General features: G+C 63.8%; 14 protein-coding genes and 2 pseudogenes. 10 read left to right on the top strand and 6 right to left on the bottom strand.

Annotated elements, in window-relative coordinates; translation table 11 throughout:
• Positions 1-7 precede the first annotated feature (7 nt).
• Both ACPFMJ_RS13300 and pdxH read right to left on the bottom strand, forming a co-directional pair.
• Positions 8-562 carry a TIGR02301 family protein gene (locus tag ACPFMJ_RS13300; RefSeq protein WP_424360475.1) on the bottom strand — a complete coding sequence of 185 codons (555 nt, stop codon included), beginning with the start codon at positions 560-562 and terminating at the stop codon, positions 8-10.
• On the bottom strand, positions 559-1173 hold the full coding sequence (pdxH, locus tag ACPFMJ_RS13295; RefSeq protein WP_424360474.1) for a pyridoxamine 5'-phosphate oxidase: 615 nt from the start codon (positions 1171-1173) through the stop codon (positions 559-561). Before pdxH ends, ACPFMJ_RS13300 begins: the two co-directional genes overlap by 4 nt.
• A gap of 55 nt (positions 1174-1228) precedes the next feature.
• On the opposite strand from pdxH, the gene ACPFMJ_RS13290 reads away from it, so the two are divergent.
• The gene (locus ACPFMJ_RS13290; RefSeq protein ID WP_424360473.1) at positions 1229-1720 is read left to right on the top strand and encodes an RT0821/Lpp0805 family surface protein; all 492 of its coding nucleotides are present in this window, start codon (positions 1229-1231) and stop codon (positions 1718-1720) included.
• Positions 1721-1900: 180 nt separating this feature from the next.
• Positions 1901-3475, top strand: a complete 1575-nt coding sequence (locus ACPFMJ_RS13285; protein WP_424360472.1) for a radical SAM protein — start codon at positions 1901-1903, stop codon at positions 3473-3475.
• Between the two features lie 206 nt (positions 3476-3681).
• On the opposite strand, the gene ACPFMJ_RS13280 is transcribed toward ACPFMJ_RS13285, so the two are convergent.
• Positions 3682-4041 (bottom strand): DUF983 domain-containing protein, encoded by a 360-nt coding sequence (locus ACPFMJ_RS13280; protein WP_424360471.1) that lies wholly within the window; start codon positions 4039-4041, stop codon positions 3682-3684.
• A gap of 153 nt (positions 4042-4194) precedes the next feature.
• The gene (locus tag ACPFMJ_RS13275; protein ID WP_424360470.1) at positions 4195-4923 is read right to left on the bottom strand and encodes a hypothetical protein; all 729 of its coding nucleotides are present in this window, start codon (positions 4921-4923) and stop codon (positions 4195-4197) included.
• A 72-nt stretch (positions 4924-4995) separates the two neighbouring features.
• On the opposite strand from ACPFMJ_RS13275, the gene ACPFMJ_RS13270 reads away from it, so the two are divergent.
• Together ACPFMJ_RS13270 and ACPFMJ_RS13265 are read left to right on the top strand one after the other, a co-directional pair.
• Positions 4996-5457: a hypothetical protein gene (locus tag ACPFMJ_RS13270; RefSeq protein ID WP_424360469.1), complete on the top strand. Its 462-nt coding sequence runs from the start codon at positions 4996-4998 to the stop codon at positions 5455-5457.
• Complete coding sequence (locus ACPFMJ_RS13265) at positions 5454-6062, top strand: hypothetical protein (protein ID WP_424360468.1); 609 nt, start codon at positions 5454-5456, stop codon at positions 6060-6062. The genes ACPFMJ_RS13270 and ACPFMJ_RS13265 overlap by 4 nt, the downstream gene beginning before the upstream one ends.
• On the opposite strand, the gene ACPFMJ_RS13260 is transcribed toward ACPFMJ_RS13265, so the two are convergent.
• Positions 6059-7297 (bottom strand): dicarboxylate/amino acid:cation symporter, encoded by a 1239-nt coding sequence (locus ACPFMJ_RS13260; protein WP_424360467.1) that lies wholly within the window; start codon positions 7295-7297, stop codon positions 6059-6061. The two genes, ACPFMJ_RS13265 and ACPFMJ_RS13260, sit on opposite strands and share 4 nt — an antisense overlap.
• A 115-nt stretch (positions 7298-7412) precedes the next feature.
• On the opposite strand from ACPFMJ_RS13260, the gene ACPFMJ_RS13255 reads away from it, so the two are divergent.
• The gene (locus tag ACPFMJ_RS13255) at positions 7413-7691 is read left to right on the top strand and encodes a hypothetical protein (protein ID WP_424360466.1); all 279 of its coding nucleotides are present in this window, start codon (positions 7413-7415) and stop codon (positions 7689-7691) included.
• A 131-nt stretch (positions 7692-7822) separates the two neighbouring features.
• Here ACPFMJ_RS13255 and ACPFMJ_RS13250 read toward each other — a convergent pair whose 3' ends face one another.
• Positions 7823-7945, bottom strand: coding sequence for a hypothetical protein (locus ACPFMJ_RS13250; protein WP_424360465.1), 123 nt, complete (start codon positions 7943-7945; stop codon positions 7823-7825).
• A gap of 266 nt (positions 7946-8211) precedes the next feature.
• Between ACPFMJ_RS13250 and ACPFMJ_RS13245 the strand changes: the two are divergent.
• From ACPFMJ_RS13245 to rpsP, 5 genes and pseudogenes are all read left to right on the top strand, one after another.
• A pseudogene (locus tag ACPFMJ_RS13245) lies at positions 8212-9251 on the top strand (HpcH/HpaI aldolase/citrate lyase family protein).
• A gap of 198 nt (positions 9252-9449) precedes the next feature.
• A complete protein-coding gene (locus tag ACPFMJ_RS13240; RefSeq protein ID WP_424360464.1) occupies positions 9450-10085 on the top strand; it encodes a DUF1877 family protein in 636 nt (211 codons plus the stop codon).
• A gap of 229 nt (positions 10086-10314) precedes the next feature.
• Positions 10315-11199 carry an SDH family Clp fold serine proteinase gene (locus tag ACPFMJ_RS13235; protein WP_424360463.1) on the top strand — a complete coding sequence of 295 codons (885 nt, stop codon included), beginning with the start codon at positions 10315-10317 and terminating at the stop codon, positions 11197-11199.
• Positions 11200-11706: 507 nt separating this feature from the next.
• Positions 11707-13240 (top strand): annotated as a pseudogene (ffh, locus tag ACPFMJ_RS13230) (signal recognition particle protein).
• A 23-nt stretch (positions 13241-13263) separates the two neighbouring features.
• The gene (rpsP, locus tag ACPFMJ_RS13225) at positions 13264-13611 is read left to right on the top strand and encodes a 30S ribosomal protein S16 (protein WP_424360462.1); all 348 of its coding nucleotides are present in this window, start codon (positions 13264-13266) and stop codon (positions 13609-13611) included.
• Positions 13612-13666 lie beyond the last annotated feature (55 nt).

The raw sequence follows: 13666 nt of genomic DNA, 5'->3' as shown, positions 1-13666 counted from the left end.
AAGATTCTTAAGGGCTGCCGAAGCGGTAAGTGACGTCGCGCGAGATCTTCGCGGCCTCGTCCAGATAACGGTTTGTGGCGGCTCTGGCGTTGGCGGTGCAGGCCCGGTAAGTCAGCTCATAGCCGCGAAAGCCGCGATTGAAGGCGGCGACATATTTGTCGTGGCGGGGCCCGTTCGGAGCCTCGGCGTCGAGCAGCGCCGACATTTTCTCGCGCCAGTCCTCGGCGTCCTTGTCGCCGCAAATGTCCCGCAGGAAGACCAGCGCGCCCATGATCTCTGAGAGCCGCACGAGCTGCGTCTCATAGGGCGGCGGCGGCGCCTCGGCGCCGGCGGCCCCTTGCTTGGCTTCGGTCTTCGCGCCTTGCGGCGGCTGCCCCTTCCCCGCCTCGCGCTTTTTTTTCGTCTCGGGCTTCTTCTTCTCGGCGCGGGGAATGTCACGCGCGGGGCGCGGCGCGCGGGCGGCGGGCCGGTCGGGACCAAAAAGATCGAAGATCCCCTGCGCCTGCGCCGGGGCGGCGAGCAGGCAGGCCGAAAGAAGCGCCGTCGCGCCGGCGCGCCTCATGGATAAAGCCGTTCCTTGCGCCAGTCCTGACCCGGCGCCTCGCGGAAGAAGCGCACGCGGTCGTGCAGGCGGAAGGGACGGTCCTGCCAGAACTCCATGGCGACCGGTTTGATTCGGAATCCGCGCCAGTAGGGCGGGCGGGGGATCTCGCCAATGGCGTATTTGGCCGCGTAGCTCGCAACGGCCTTTTCGAGCGCGAAGCGGCTTTCGAGCGGCCGCGACTGCTGGCTCGCCCAGGCGCCGATGCGCGAATCGCGCGGGCGGCTGTCGTAATAGGCGTCCGATTCGGCCTCGCTCACCGGCTCCACCGGGCCGCGCAGGCGCACCTGACGGCGCAGCGACTTCCAGTGGAAAAGACCCGCCGCCTTGGGGTTTTCGGCGAGCTGGCGGCCCTTGGCGCTTTCGGCGTTGGTGTAGAAGACGAAGCCCTCGGGACTCCATTCCTTCATCAGCACCATGCGCGCGTCTGGAAGGCCGTCGGCATTGGCCGTCGCGACGACCATGGCTTCCGGGTCGTTCAGCTCTTTGGCCTTCGCGTCCTCGAACCACTGGCTGAAAAGGTCGAAGGGTTCGGCCGCCTCGACGAAGTCACTCGACGTTAACGCGTTCACGCGAAAATCCTCTCCCAAGCGCCCGCCAGGGGCGCACGCGTTTGAAGGTGGCGCTTTGCAGTTCTCGCGTAACAGACATATAGAAGCCGGCCTCTCCGCTCAATTCCCGCCGGTCGCCATCCTCGCCTCATTTGTCGCCGTCTGCGCGCTCTCGAGCTGCTCCATCGCGATTCCCGTCTCTTCCTCCAACAATTCGCCCATGTGGCAAGGCGCGCCGGAAGACGTGACCGGCTCCATCGCCAAGCCGCCGCTCAAGCTGTCGCGCCATCTCGATACGGAGGACGTTCGTCGCGCGATTGCGGCGTTGAGCACGGCCCTCGATCCGCAAGGGAGCGGCGCGAGCGTCAATTGGGACAATCCGCAATCGGGCGCCAAGGGCTCCTTCACGCCGGTCGGGCAGGCTTATCCCCTCGACGGCAAAATTTGCCGCGCTTTCCTCGCCGACGTTTCCGCCAGCGAATCGATCGAGCGGCTGCAGGGCGCCGCCTGCCGCGAGAAGACGGCGGAATGGACGCTGACCGAGGTGAAGCCTTTCAGGAAGGGCTGAAGCCGCGCGCTTTTCCATGCGTTGAATTTGCGGGTCGCGCGAGCGCTTTTCTGCATCATCAGAGTTGAAACGCAGCTGATTGCTGGCGAATACTATGCTGTTTTCGCCACGACGCTTCAGCTTGCGAGACAAGCCGGGCAATGAAATAGTGTAACTGATTTCAATTGCTTGGGCTTGGCTATGACATCGCTCTACATCATCAACCCGGCAGGCGATTTTCCGACCTATTTCGGCGGCGAGGTTCTCGGCGCGTCGGGCTATCCCGGCGGCGTGATGATGGCCGATCTCGCGAGCGCGACCGTCGCCGCTTTTGCCCCCGCCGATTTCAGGATCAGGCTTTGCGACGAGGCCGTCGAGCCGGTCGACTTCGACGACGCTTCAGACTTCATTCTCGTCACCGGCAAGGTTAGCCAGCGGCTGCGAATGGTCGCCATCGCCGATGAATTCCGCCGCCGCGGCAAGACGGTCGTCATCGGCGGCCCCTACGCCAGCCTTTCGCCCGCGCGGCTGCGGGACCATTGTGACGCGCTCGTCTGCGGCGAGATCGAAGAAATCGCGGACGGCTTCTTCGCTGATCTCGCCGGGCGGCGCTTGAAAGACGGCTATTTCGGCGACAAGCCGTCGCTTGGGAATTCGCCGCGGCCGCGCTGGGATCTCTACAACAATGACCGCGCCATGCTCGGCGCCGTGCAGACCTCGCGCGGCTGCCCCTTCGAATGCGAATTCTGCGACGTCATCCAGTATCTCGGCCGCAAGCAGCGTCACAAGCCGATCGGCAACGTCATCGCGGAGATCGACGCGCTGTGGAAGGTCGGCTATCGCACGACATTTCTCGCCGACGACAATTTCACGGCCTATCGCGCCCATTGCAAGGAGCTGCTCGCGGCGATCGCCGAATGGCGCCGCGACAAGCCGATGGAGTTCGTCACGCAAATCTCCATCGACGCGACGCGCGACGACGAACTGCTCGACATGTGCGTCGCGGCCGGCCTGACGCAGGTTTTCGTCGGGATCGAGACGCCGAATCTCGAGAGTCTGCGCGAAACCGGCAAACGGCAAAATCTCAAGATCAGCCTCGTCGACGAAATCCAGAAGCTCGTCGACCGCGGCATGTCCGTCATGGGCGGCATGATCGTCGGCTTCGATCACGACGGCCCCGGCGTCTTCGCGCAGCAGTATGAGTTCGCCATGCAGACGCCGATCCCGATCTTCAGCCTCGGCGCGCTGATGGCCTCCGAGGCGACGCCGCTCTACGACCGCATTCAAAGCGAGGGACGGCTACTCACCGGCGGCGTGGAGACGCAGGCCGTGCCCTGGAGCTCCAACATCCAGTGCATGACGATGAGCATGGAGGAGTTGCATCACGGGATGCAGAATCTCTGCAACGCGCTCTACGCGCCCGCTGCCTTTCAGGAGCGCATGCTGCATCTCATCGACAGCTTCGGACGCCATCGCAACGGCCCGGCGCCGCGGCCCATGGATCAAAATGCGCTGCGCGAGATCGAGAAGCAGGCCGTTCAGGCGGCGATGTCGCGCATCACGAAATATGGGACGGCGGAAGGTCGCATGTGGAACAAGGTCTGGGGCGCCGCGGTGCGCAAGCCCGAGACCATGACCATCGTCGCGCGCATTCTCTTCCAATACGCCCAGGCGCGCTACATGTTCGATCGCGGCAGCTATTGGGAGCCAAAGCTGGCTTTCCCGCCCGTGGCGCCGGAGCCGGTCGCGAAGCCCGAGGCGGCGCTGATCGCGTAAGCGCGCGACAGGCGCCCCTTGCTGCGCTCTCGCAGGCGTGCGGTTGCCGCCAAACCTCTAAGGCGGCCTCGTCCTTCGAGACGCGAGCTTTCGCTCGCTCCTCGGGATGAGGCGTAAGTGTTTGGCGCCAGATGCAAGAGCCCCTCATGCTGAGGAGCCTGCGCAAGCAGGCGTCTCGAAGCGCGAGGGGCGTCAGAACGAACCCTTCAAGCCGGCTTCCTGTTAATCAGCCAGAGAGCTGCGACGAAGAAGCCCTTCGAGATCGGCAGGAAAATCAGCGCCGAGACGATCGTCACGAGCATCAATATCCCCGCTTCCTGCCAATAGGGCATCAGCTCCCCGCGTTCGAGGAAGATCAGCAGCGGCACGACGATGTGGGCGACGAGACCGATGGTGAGCCAGGCTGGCCCGTCATCGGCGTCGAGGCCGTCGAAGCTCTCGCCGCAATGCGGACAGGCGTCGTCGCGCTTCAGATAACTCTTGAAAAGGCGTCCTTCGCCGCAATGCGGGCATTTCATGCGCGCGCCGCGCCACAGGATTTTCGCCGTCGTCGCCGCGTCGCTCATGGGGTCTCCAATTTCGCCGATAACCCTTTTTTCACGTGCGCCCCTGCCGAATCAAGCGGTTCCGATTCGGACCCGGTTTGTGCTCCTCCCGTATCGCCCGTCCCGCTTCGGGACGGGCGCACATGTTCCGCTCGGCGCCAATTGGTAACGCTCCTACCGGCCTTTGCCCCTGCCGGCGCGCAAATAGACGCCGTCAAAGCGCACATTCATGCCGCCGCAGCGCTCATTATCGTGCGCGAGCAGGAAAGGCGGCAGCAGCGTCAGGCTTACATGGCATTCGTCTTCATCGTCGGCGAATGTGACCTGATTGCCTTTGGGGGCCGCGACGCCGGACATCTGGCCGATATTCGGGCCGCCGGGCCTCTCCTTCAGCGAGGGGTTTGCCGAGGGCCAATAGGCGTCGCCGCTCGCGGAAAGCTTGTCGCCCTTGGCGCGCAGCGTGATGGAATCGTCGCCCATCCGCCACGCGCCGAGCCAGTCCTTCTGCTTCACCTCGGCTGCAGGCAGCGCTTCGAGGCGCCCCTCGGGGACATAGCCGGCGGAGCCCGCGAAATTCTTCTCGTTGCGATAGAGGATGCAGCGATAGCCGTTGAAGGACCGCGCCGTGATGACGAGATCGCCGGGAAGGACGTAGCTCTTGGAAAGGCAGGCCGCATTGTCGCTCGGACAAACCGGGCAGGCGCCCTTCTGCTTGTCCTTGTCGCAATAAAACGTGTCTTCGACGAAAAACAGCTTGCCCTCGCCCGTGACCTTGGCGAGTCCGTAGGTCACGCCCTCTTCGACGAAGATGCCGTTGCGGCAATCGGGCGCGTCGGCGGCGGATGCGGCGGTCGAAAGCGTCGCGCCGATGAGCGAAAGGATGAATCCGGTCCGGCCATTCATGGTTCTGCCCCTTACAATATCGGCCGCATATTGGCGCCGGCGCGCCCAGGTTGGAAATGCCCGGGCGCGCACTTGTCGGAGCCGCAGAAGGGGAAGAAACTCCCCGCGGCGGCGGAGAGCCTGTTTCCCTCTCCCCATGACAATGGCGAGAGGGTCGGGATGAGGGGCAAGACGGCGATTGCGCGGATCGGGCTTCGCCGCTCACCCCAGGGGGCGCGCCCTGGGTTTGCGTTCGTTTTCCTTCTGTGCGCGCCCGCTTTCGCCGATCCTGCGTCGACAGCCGAGCGCGCGCTGTTCTGCCGGACGATCGGCAAGGGCCTCGAGGAAGAGGCTGCCGACATGGCGCTCGACGAGAAGGCCTGTCTCGCCAATGGCTCGGTCCAGTCCAACGCACGGCCGGACGGCAAGCGCGAAATCAAGGGCAGGCTCGGATTCCGCGCGCCCGGCCGCCCGGCTTTCGCGTTGAACTGTGCGGCGACCTATGCGCCGCCGCTCACGAAGAAGACCGTCGCGACGCTCGGAGCCTGTGAATGACCCCGCCTTTGAAGCTTCTCGCGGCCGCCGGCCTCTCTCTTTTCGTCACGCAGGCCAAGGCCGCGCCGAAGACTTTGCCGCCCGGCGTTGTCGCCTGCAATCTCGGCGCATGGTCCAACGATGCGGATCCGAAAGGGCTCAATGTCCGCGCGGAGGCGTCCACGGAGGCGGCGATACTCGGCGTCGCGCCCCCGCCGCATAAATTTCCCGACGACACGTATAAATCCGAATTCAGCATCGTCGGTTACCGCGACGGCTGGTTTCTCATCGAGGAAATCCTGCCGCCTGGCAAAGGCTATGTCGATACCCCTTATCCCCGCTCCGCGCCTCAACCCTATCGTGGTCGCGGCTGGGTCAAGGCGACCATGGTCGGCGCGGCTTACGCTACCAGCGGCCTGCCGCCGGGCCGCCTCTACGACGCGCCGCGCGCCGACGCCGCGTCGCATCGCGCGAAAGCCAGGGAGGGCGACGACGGCGTGGCCGTCGGGGACTCGCCGAAGGCGCTCCTCGGCTGTTCGGGAGATTGGGCGCTTGTCGAAACGCAGGCGGGAGAGCGCGGCTGGGTGAAGGCGCTCTGCTCGAACCAGGTCACGAACTGCAATTAATCTCCCGGATCGCCCTTCGTCTTGCCGTCCAGCAGACAGCTCACCGTCACGTCGCCCATTACGTTGATCGCGGTCCGGCAGCGGTCAAGCAGCCAGTCCACGGTGAGCAGCATGGCGATGTAGTCCGTCGGCAAGGCGACCGCCTTGAACACCATCGTCATCGTCACGAGCCCCGCTTCGGGAATGCCGGCGGCGCCGACCGAGGCGATCACGGACGTCAGCGCCACGGTGAATTGCTGCCCGAGCGTGAGATGCATGCCCAGCAATTGCGCGACGAAGAGCGCGGACATCGCCTCGTAAAGGGCTGTGCCGTCATTGTTGAAATTGGAGCCGACAAGCGCGCCCATGCTCGCCGATTGCTCGCGGAGCCCGACATTCACGCGCAGACATTCGTACGTCACCGGCATGGTCGCCGTGGAGCTGCCGGTGGAAAAAGCCATGACCAGCGCGTCACGCACGCCCTTGAGAAGATCGAGCGGACGAACCCAGGTCTGCAAGCGCACGCGCGTCAGATAATAGCAGGCCTGCAGAAAGAGTCCGAGCAGCACGGCGATCACGAAGCCGCCCAGCGCGATGAAGTCGTGAAAGCCCTTCACGCCGATAATGCTCGCGACGATGCCGAAGACGGCGAGCGGCACGAGGTCGACGATCCAGTGCAGAATGGCGATGAGGCTCGTCAGCGCGACATGGACGAGGTCCTCCACCGTGCGCACTTCGTGATGGCGCACCCCGCGCAACGCGACGCCGAAGGCGACGGCGATGAAGATCACGCCCATCACCGTGCCGTCGTCGGTGAAAGGACCGGCGATGCTTTTGGGGATGGCGTCGAAAAGCTGGGAGAGCGGATCGGCGGCGCCATGCGCCTTCTCGGGCGCCGCGGGCGGAACGCCGATCTTCGCCCAGCCGCCGGGCTGAACGACATTGGCGACGAAAAGGCCGATGAAGATCGCGACGAGCGTGTTGGTCAGCAATAGCGTCACGAGCCGCATCGCCTGCCCGCCGCCCAGATGCGCGCGCATCAGCGCCTGCACGATGGCGAGAAGGATCAGCGGCGGCGCCAGCGCGCCGAGGATGCGCAGGACGAGCTTCGCCGGCAAAGCGAGCGAGGCGGCGTTTGGGCCAAGCGCCATGCCCGTGGCGAGGCCGAGCGCGACGCCGACGATAATGCGCAGATAAAGCGGAATGGCGCGCCAGCGGGCGAGAAGGCCCGTGGGCATCGTGTCGTCTTGCTGCAAGGTTGGCCTCGGATGGTTGTGCTTCGGCCCGACTATCGCCCAAGATTGCGCCCGATCGAAGTGCGCGGTCGCACGCAAGCGGCTATCATGCCGCCTCTCTCAAAGGGAGCCTTCCATGTCCTCGCCCTTCGACCGGCGCCGCCTCATCGTCACGAGCGTCCTCGCCGTGCTCGTCATTCCGGCCTTCTTCCTCTCCATGCGGGTCTTCTCGGCCTGGCGGGCGGGCTATGAGTGGAAGGAGATGGACTGGGACGGCAAGGGCCATACGACGGTGGTGGATTTCCTCAAGGCCGCCGAAATCGGCAAGCGGCCGACGCTGGTGGGCGTGCAATCCTGCCTGGAGTATTTCCGCTATCAGGATGGGATCGTGGTGAAGACGGTATGTCCCCAATAGGCGTCGAGCGGCGCATCGAAACGTCGAATGCCGCGACGCCGTTAGCCGCTCGAAATGGCGCGACAGCCTGAAAAAAACGGGAGCGTTATGCGCTCCCGTCCAAAAATCCGCTATGCCGGATCGATCGTCTATCAGGCCGACATGTAGCGAACGAAGGTCGGCGCCTGGGTGATGATCAAAACGATCACGCCGATAACGCCGAGCGCGATGAGGAGCGGCTTGATCTTCTGAGAGGGATCGGTGGGGAGGGCCATCAATTTTTTCCTTGTTTTTGCGCATCTTGAAGCGGCTCACTGAGCCGCGTTCATCTAGTATGATGAAGCTCGCGCCTGCGTAAGTCGAAAACGCCAGAATATCGGGGTCGAGCGCAGTTACATTTTGACGCACCCCGTTTGGGCCAGGGCGCGGCGCCGCGATGCTCGCGAGGAAGCGCTTGCGGTCGTTATTGCCATCTCCCCCCGTCTGCGCTAGCTCGACCTCTCCCGCGCCCACTGATGGCGCGCGATCGGAGCTTTCCCGCATGAAACTGCCCAATCAGTTCTACCGTCCGCTCGCCATCGGCGCGCCGGAGCCTTATCGCGAGCTGCCGGTCAAGGTGGAGCGCATGATCCATTTCGTGCCGCCGCATCTCGAGAAATTCCGCGCCAAGGTGCCGGACATCGCCAGGCAGGTCGACGTCGTCCTCGGCAATCTCGAGGACGCCATTCCGGCCGACGCCAAGGAAGCCGCGCGCAAGGGCTTCATCGAGATGGCGAAGGCCGTCGATTTCGGCTCGACGGGCCTGTGGACGCGCATGAACGCGCTGAACTCCCCCTGGGCGCTCGACGACATGATCGAGATCGTGGGCTCGGTGGGCGACAAGCTCGACGTCGTCATGCTGCCCAAGGTCGAGGGCCCCTGGGACATCGCCTATCTCGACCAGCTTCTCGCCCAGCTCGAAGCCCGCAACGGCGTCAAGAAGCCCATCCTCATCCACGCCATTCTGGAGACGGCCGAGGGCGTCAAGAATGTCGACGCCATCGCGGCGGCCTCGCCCCGCATGCACGGCATCTCGCTCGGCCCGGCGGACCTCGCCGCCTCGCGCGCCATGAAGACGACCCGCGTCGGCGGCGGCCATCCGGAATACAAGGTCATCGCCGACCCGCAGGGCGACGCCCCGCGCGCGACCTTCCAGCAGGATCTCTGGCACTACACCATCGCCAAGATGGTCGACGCCTGCGCCTCCGCCGGCATCAAGGCCTTTTACGGCCCCTTCGGCGACTTCTCGACGGCGCGGCCTGCGAAGCGCAGTTCCGCAACGCCTTCCTGCTCGGCTGCGCCGGCGCCTGGTCTCTGCACCCGACGCAGATCGACATCGCCAAGCGCGTCTTCTCGCCCGATCCGGACGAGGTCGCCTTCGCCAAGAAGGTGCTGGAGGCCATGCCCGACGGCACCGGCGCCGTGATGATCGACGGCAAGATGCAGGACGACGCCACCTGGAAACAGTGCAAGGTCGTCGTCGATCTCGCCAAGCAGGTCGCCGCCAAGGACGCGGATTTCGCGAAGCTCTACGGTTTCTAAAGCCGTAAGCCGGTCAGTTAACGAACGGTCGAAGACAAGCCGCTCCCTCCCGCGTCGCGGGAGGGAGCGGCGTCCAATAAAAAAAGAATTGGGAAACCAATCGGCTAGCCGCCGCGCCTTTGCTTAGGCTTTTAACTTTTCAGACCTCGGCGCGGTTAACCTCGCCCGGCGACTCTCCCGTCAAAGGAGGCGCCGCTTATGGGCATGACGCTTTACCTCAAGCATGCAAGCCAGATTGATCTCGCCCGTTACGCTCGCGAGGGCGTCGAGGGCGAGGATCTCGGCGTGCTGGTGGAGGCGGGTTTCGCCGACAGGCACGCCGCGCGGTTGAAGGAGCTGGAGCTCCTTTACGTGGCCGATGAGGGCCGCGCCGCCTTCAGCACGACCGCGCGCGAAATGCTCTTCGACCATCTCGATTTGCTGCGCCGACGGGGCTCCGGCCGCATGCGCGTCTCCAGCCCCTCCGAGCCGGTGCTCGACCTCCACGGCGCCTGGCGGATGCTGCATTTCCTCTTCACCGGCGACGCCTTCGAGGGCGCGCTGCCGGCGGCGACCCTGCTCGCGGGCGGGCGCGAAGTCGGCGAGGACCTGGGCTATGGCCCGCCGCGCATGCTTTCGATCGACGAGACGGCGGCGTTCTCGCGCTTCCTCGAAGCGCTCGATCTCGACGCCCTCGCAGGGCGGCTCGATGCGCGGGCGATGAAGTCGCTGGGGTATCATTGCGGCGAGGAAGCGGAGCTGCGCGCGGAGCTGGCGCGCTATTTCCCGCGCCTGAAGGCCTTCGTCGCGGCGGCGGCGGCGCGACGGCAGGGCATGCTGATCTGGATGCTGTGACCAAGTAATCAGGCAGTTCGAAGTCCGGCCGGATTATCAGCTTCGTCTTGTCCCCACCTAAGCTGAGCATTGATATTGCTACCGGCGAGGCTCAAGATGCGCTCGATTCGGATAAGGTTCCGATGGCAAGTGGATGGGGCTGGCGGCGACGAGGTGGGCGCGTAAGGGCGGATGCATTGATGCCTAAGCGGAGCGCGAAATTGCTTGGCGCGCAGCCGATGGAAAGATCATGGCAGCGACGATACCGATAAATGACAAAGTTGTTTTTGAGGCCGTTCAGTCAGCTGAAGAGGCAATTGAGAGAATTCTGGAATGCGACTTAGTTAATTTCTATGGTGAATTACGATCCGCCGTTGTCCCACACTTCCGTGACGTGTTAGAAGCACTGGCGGCTCGTCCGGGTAAGCGAAATGCTCTTGGCATATGCTTAACAACCCCTGGTGGGCAGGCCGAGGTTGTTGAAAAGTGTGTTGAAATCGCTCGCCATCATTACGAGTTTCTATATTTCCTAGTGCCAAGGATGGCTATGTCAGCCGGCACTATTTTTTGCATGGCAGGTGACAAAATTTATATGGACTACTCGTCGTCACTCGGCCCGATTGACCCCCAGGTTCCTGAAAAAGACGAGAAATATCTCGTTCCGGCACTGGGATATCTCGATAAAGTTGGTGAACTCATCGAAAAATCACGGGACGGCACAATAACTCCAGCAGAGTTCATGCTTCTAGAGAAGCAAGATCTAGCAATGCTGCGCTTTTATGAACAAGCGAGAGATTTGTCGATTACCTTGCTGAAGGACTGGTTAACAAATTATAAATTTAAGGATTGGATCGAGCATAGAACAACAAGCAAGGGCTCGCCTGTAACAGAGGATGATAAGAGAAGAAGGGCGGAAGAGATTGCGACGTTACTCTCAAACAACAAACACTGGCATTCGCATGGGCGTTTTATCTCCATGAAGACCCTAAAAGAGGTTGTTCGCTTAGAGATAGAGGACTTCGGTGCGGATAAGGAACTTCAAGAGGCGGTGCGGCGTTATTGTGACGTGCTTTCGTCGTTCCTTAACCGTAATGGTATCCCTTATTACGTCTATAACCGGCACACATGCACCTGATCGAGGCGACGATGGAACATGAGATCAAGGACGCGATTGCGTCGTTTGAGCAAATGCCGGAATCTTTCCGGGACCAAGTTCGAAGGCTAAGGGACTTTAGAGACCGGATGCGGAGCGCTGGGGCGGTTGCCGCAGAGGAGCAGTTCGCTTCCCCGTTGATGGAACGGATTGAAACCCCGCGCACGCGAGGATTTCAGGTTTTTCAAACTGACTGACGAGCTTGACGCTGAAGGAGATTGGTTTGAGCTATGAACAAGCTCCCTCCCAAAGCGCGACCCGAAATTCGCTCTCTTGAGCGCCCGAGCCTCACGATGCGTTGACCCGCCGCCATTGACAGGCGCGGGCCGACGCTCCTACAAAGACCCCCAATCTCGAAAGAGAAGACCGATCATCAGCCCAGCCGTCCCGTGAGGCGGCAGGCCAACGCCCGGCAGCGCGATGCGCCCCCGGGCGCGTTTTGCTTTGGAGCGGCGTTTGGCGCAAGCCTCCCGCCGCGGGAGAGAAGACATGTTCGAGAGCCTTTCCGACAAGCTCTCCGCCGTATTCGACCGCATCACGAAGCGCGGCTCGCTGACCGAGAACGACGTGAGCGAGGCGCTGCGCGAAATCCGCAAGGCGCTGCTCGAGGCGGACGTCGCGCTCGACGTGGTCCGCTCCTTCGCGGACAAGGTGCGCGACCGCGCGGTGGGCGCCAATGTCATCAAGTCGGTCTCGCCCGGCCAGATGGTCGTCAAGATCGTCAATGACGTGCTGGTCGAGACGCTCGGCGAGACGGCGGAGCCGGTCAATCTCGCGGCCAAGCCCCCGTCGCCATCATGATGGTCGGCCTGCAGGGCGCCGGTAAGACGACGACGACGGCGAAGATCGCCAAGCGCTTCAAGGAGCGCCACGACAAGCGCGTGCTCATGGCCTCGCTCGACGTGAAGCGCCCCGCCGCGCAGGAGCAGCTCGCCGTGCTCGGCCGTCAGGTCGAGGTCGACACGCTCCCCATCGTGCCGGGCCAGACGCCGATCCAGATCGCGCGCCGGGCGATGGAGGCGGCGCGCCTGCAGGGCTACGATGTCGTGCTGCTCGACACCGCCGGCCGCACCCATATCGACGAGCCGCTCATGCAGGAGATGGTGGACATCAAGTCCTACGCCTCCCGCATGAAATCCTGCTCGTCGCCGACGCGCTGACGGGTCAGGACGCCGTCAACCTCGCCAAGAATTTCGACGAGCGCGTCGGCATCACCGGCATCGTATTGACGCGTATGGACGGCGATGGCCGCGGCGGCGCGGCGCTCTCGATGCGCTACGTCACCGGCAAGCCGATCAAGCTCATCGGCACCGGCGAAAAGATGGACGCCGTCGACGAGTTCTCGCCGCAGCGCATCGCCAACCGCATCCTCGGCATGGGCGACATCGTCGCCCTCGTCGAGAAGGCGGCGGCCGCCATCGACGCGGAGGAGGCCCGCAAGGCCGCCGCGCGCATGGCCAAGGGCAAGTTCGACCTGCAGGATCTTTGCGACCAGCTCGCCCAGGTCGAAAAGATCGGCGGCTTCGGCGGCATTATGGGTCTTCTGCCCGGCGTCGCGAAGATGAAGGACCAGATCGAAAAGGCCGGCATCGACGACAAGCTCATCAAGCGCCAGCGCGCCATCATCCTCTCGATGACGCCGCAGGAGCGCCGCAACCCCGACCTCATGAAGGCTTCGCGCAAGAAGCGCATCGCCGCCGGCTCCGGCATGCGGGTCGAGGACGTCAACAAGCTTCTCAAGCAGCATCGGCAGATGGCCGACCTCATGAAGTCCTTCGGCGGCGGCAAGCGCGGCGGGCTCATGGGCAAGGCCGCGTCGATGATGGGCCTCGGCCCCAAGGGCATGGAGATGCCCTCGCAGGAGGAGCTGCAGAAGTTGCAGGAGAAGCTCGGCGGCGCCGCTCCCGGCGCCCCCGGAATTCCGGCCGCTCCCCCGGCCGACCTTCTCGCGCAAAAGCCGGGCCTTCCGGGCCTCGGCAGTGGACTGCTGGGCGGGCTCAACCCGTTCGGAAAGAAAAAGTAACTCAAGAACTCAAGGAACCTGACATGTCTCTCAAGATCCGTCTCGCCCGCGGCGGCGCCAAGAAGCGCCCCTTCTATCGCGTCGTCGTCGCCGATTCGCGTTCGCCGCGCGACGGCCGCTACATCGAGAAGATCGGCACCTTCGACCCGCTGAAGGCCAAGGACGCCGCCGACCGCGTCGTGCTCGACGCCGAGAAGGCGAAGGACTGGCTCTCCAAGGGCGCCCAGCCGACCGATCGCGTCGCCCGCATCCTCGACGCCGCCGGCCTGATGAAGCGCGAGGCCCGCAACAATCCCGAGAAGGCCCAGCCGAAGAAGAAGGCCCAGGAACGCGCCGCCGCCGCGGCCGAAGCCGCCGCCGCCGCTGAGTAATCGCCGCCATGGCGCATTCCATTCGCCCTCTTGCTGAGGCGCGTCCGAAGGACGC

The sequence above is a fragment of the Methylocystis parvus genome, assembly GCF_049675845.1.
GTDB classification, from domain to species: Bacteria; Pseudomonadota; Alphaproteobacteria; order Rhizobiales; family Beijerinckiaceae; genus Methylocystis; species Methylocystis parvus_A.
The sequence above is the reverse complement of the archived record's forward strand: the minus strand, read 5'-3'. Positions and strand labels throughout refer to the sequence as shown.

Coding starts and splice junctions, on each gene's coding strand:
- ACPFMJ_RS13255 (WP_424360466.1), top strand. CDS start 7,413: ATGTCCTCGCCCTTCGACCGGCGCCGCCTCATCGTCACGAGCGTCCTC.
- rpsP (WP_424360462.1), top strand. CDS start 13,264: ATGTCTCTCAAGATCCGTCTCGCCCGCGGCGGCGCCAAGAAGCGCCCC.
- ACPFMJ_RS13265 (WP_424360468.1), top strand. CDS start 5,454: ATGACCCCGCCTTTGAAGCTTCTCGCGGCCGCCGGCCTCTCTCTTTTC.
- ACPFMJ_RS13250 (WP_424360465.1), bottom strand. CDS start 7,945: ATGGCCCTCCCCACCGATCCCTCTCAGAAGATCAAGCCGCTCCTCATC.
- ACPFMJ_RS13280 (WP_424360471.1), bottom strand. CDS start 4,041: ATGAGCGACGCGGCGACGACGGCGAAAATCCTGTGGCGCGGCGCGCGC.
- ACPFMJ_RS13240 (WP_424360464.1), top strand. CDS start 9,450: ATGGGCATGACGCTTTACCTCAAGCATGCAAGCCAGATTGATCTCGCC.
- ACPFMJ_RS13235 (WP_424360463.1), top strand. CDS start 10,315: ATGGCAGCGACGATACCGATAAATGACAAAGTTGTTTTTGAGGCCGTT.
- ACPFMJ_RS13285 (WP_424360472.1), top strand. CDS start 1,901: ATGACATCGCTCTACATCATCAACCCGGCAGGCGATTTTCCGACCTAT.
- ACPFMJ_RS13275 (WP_424360470.1), bottom strand. CDS start 4,923: ATGAATGGCCGGACCGGATTCATCCTTTCGCTCATCGGCGCGACGCTT.
- ACPFMJ_RS13300 (WP_424360475.1), bottom strand. CDS start 562: ATGAGGCGCGCCGGCGCGACGGCGCTTCTTTCGGCCTGCCTGCTCGCC.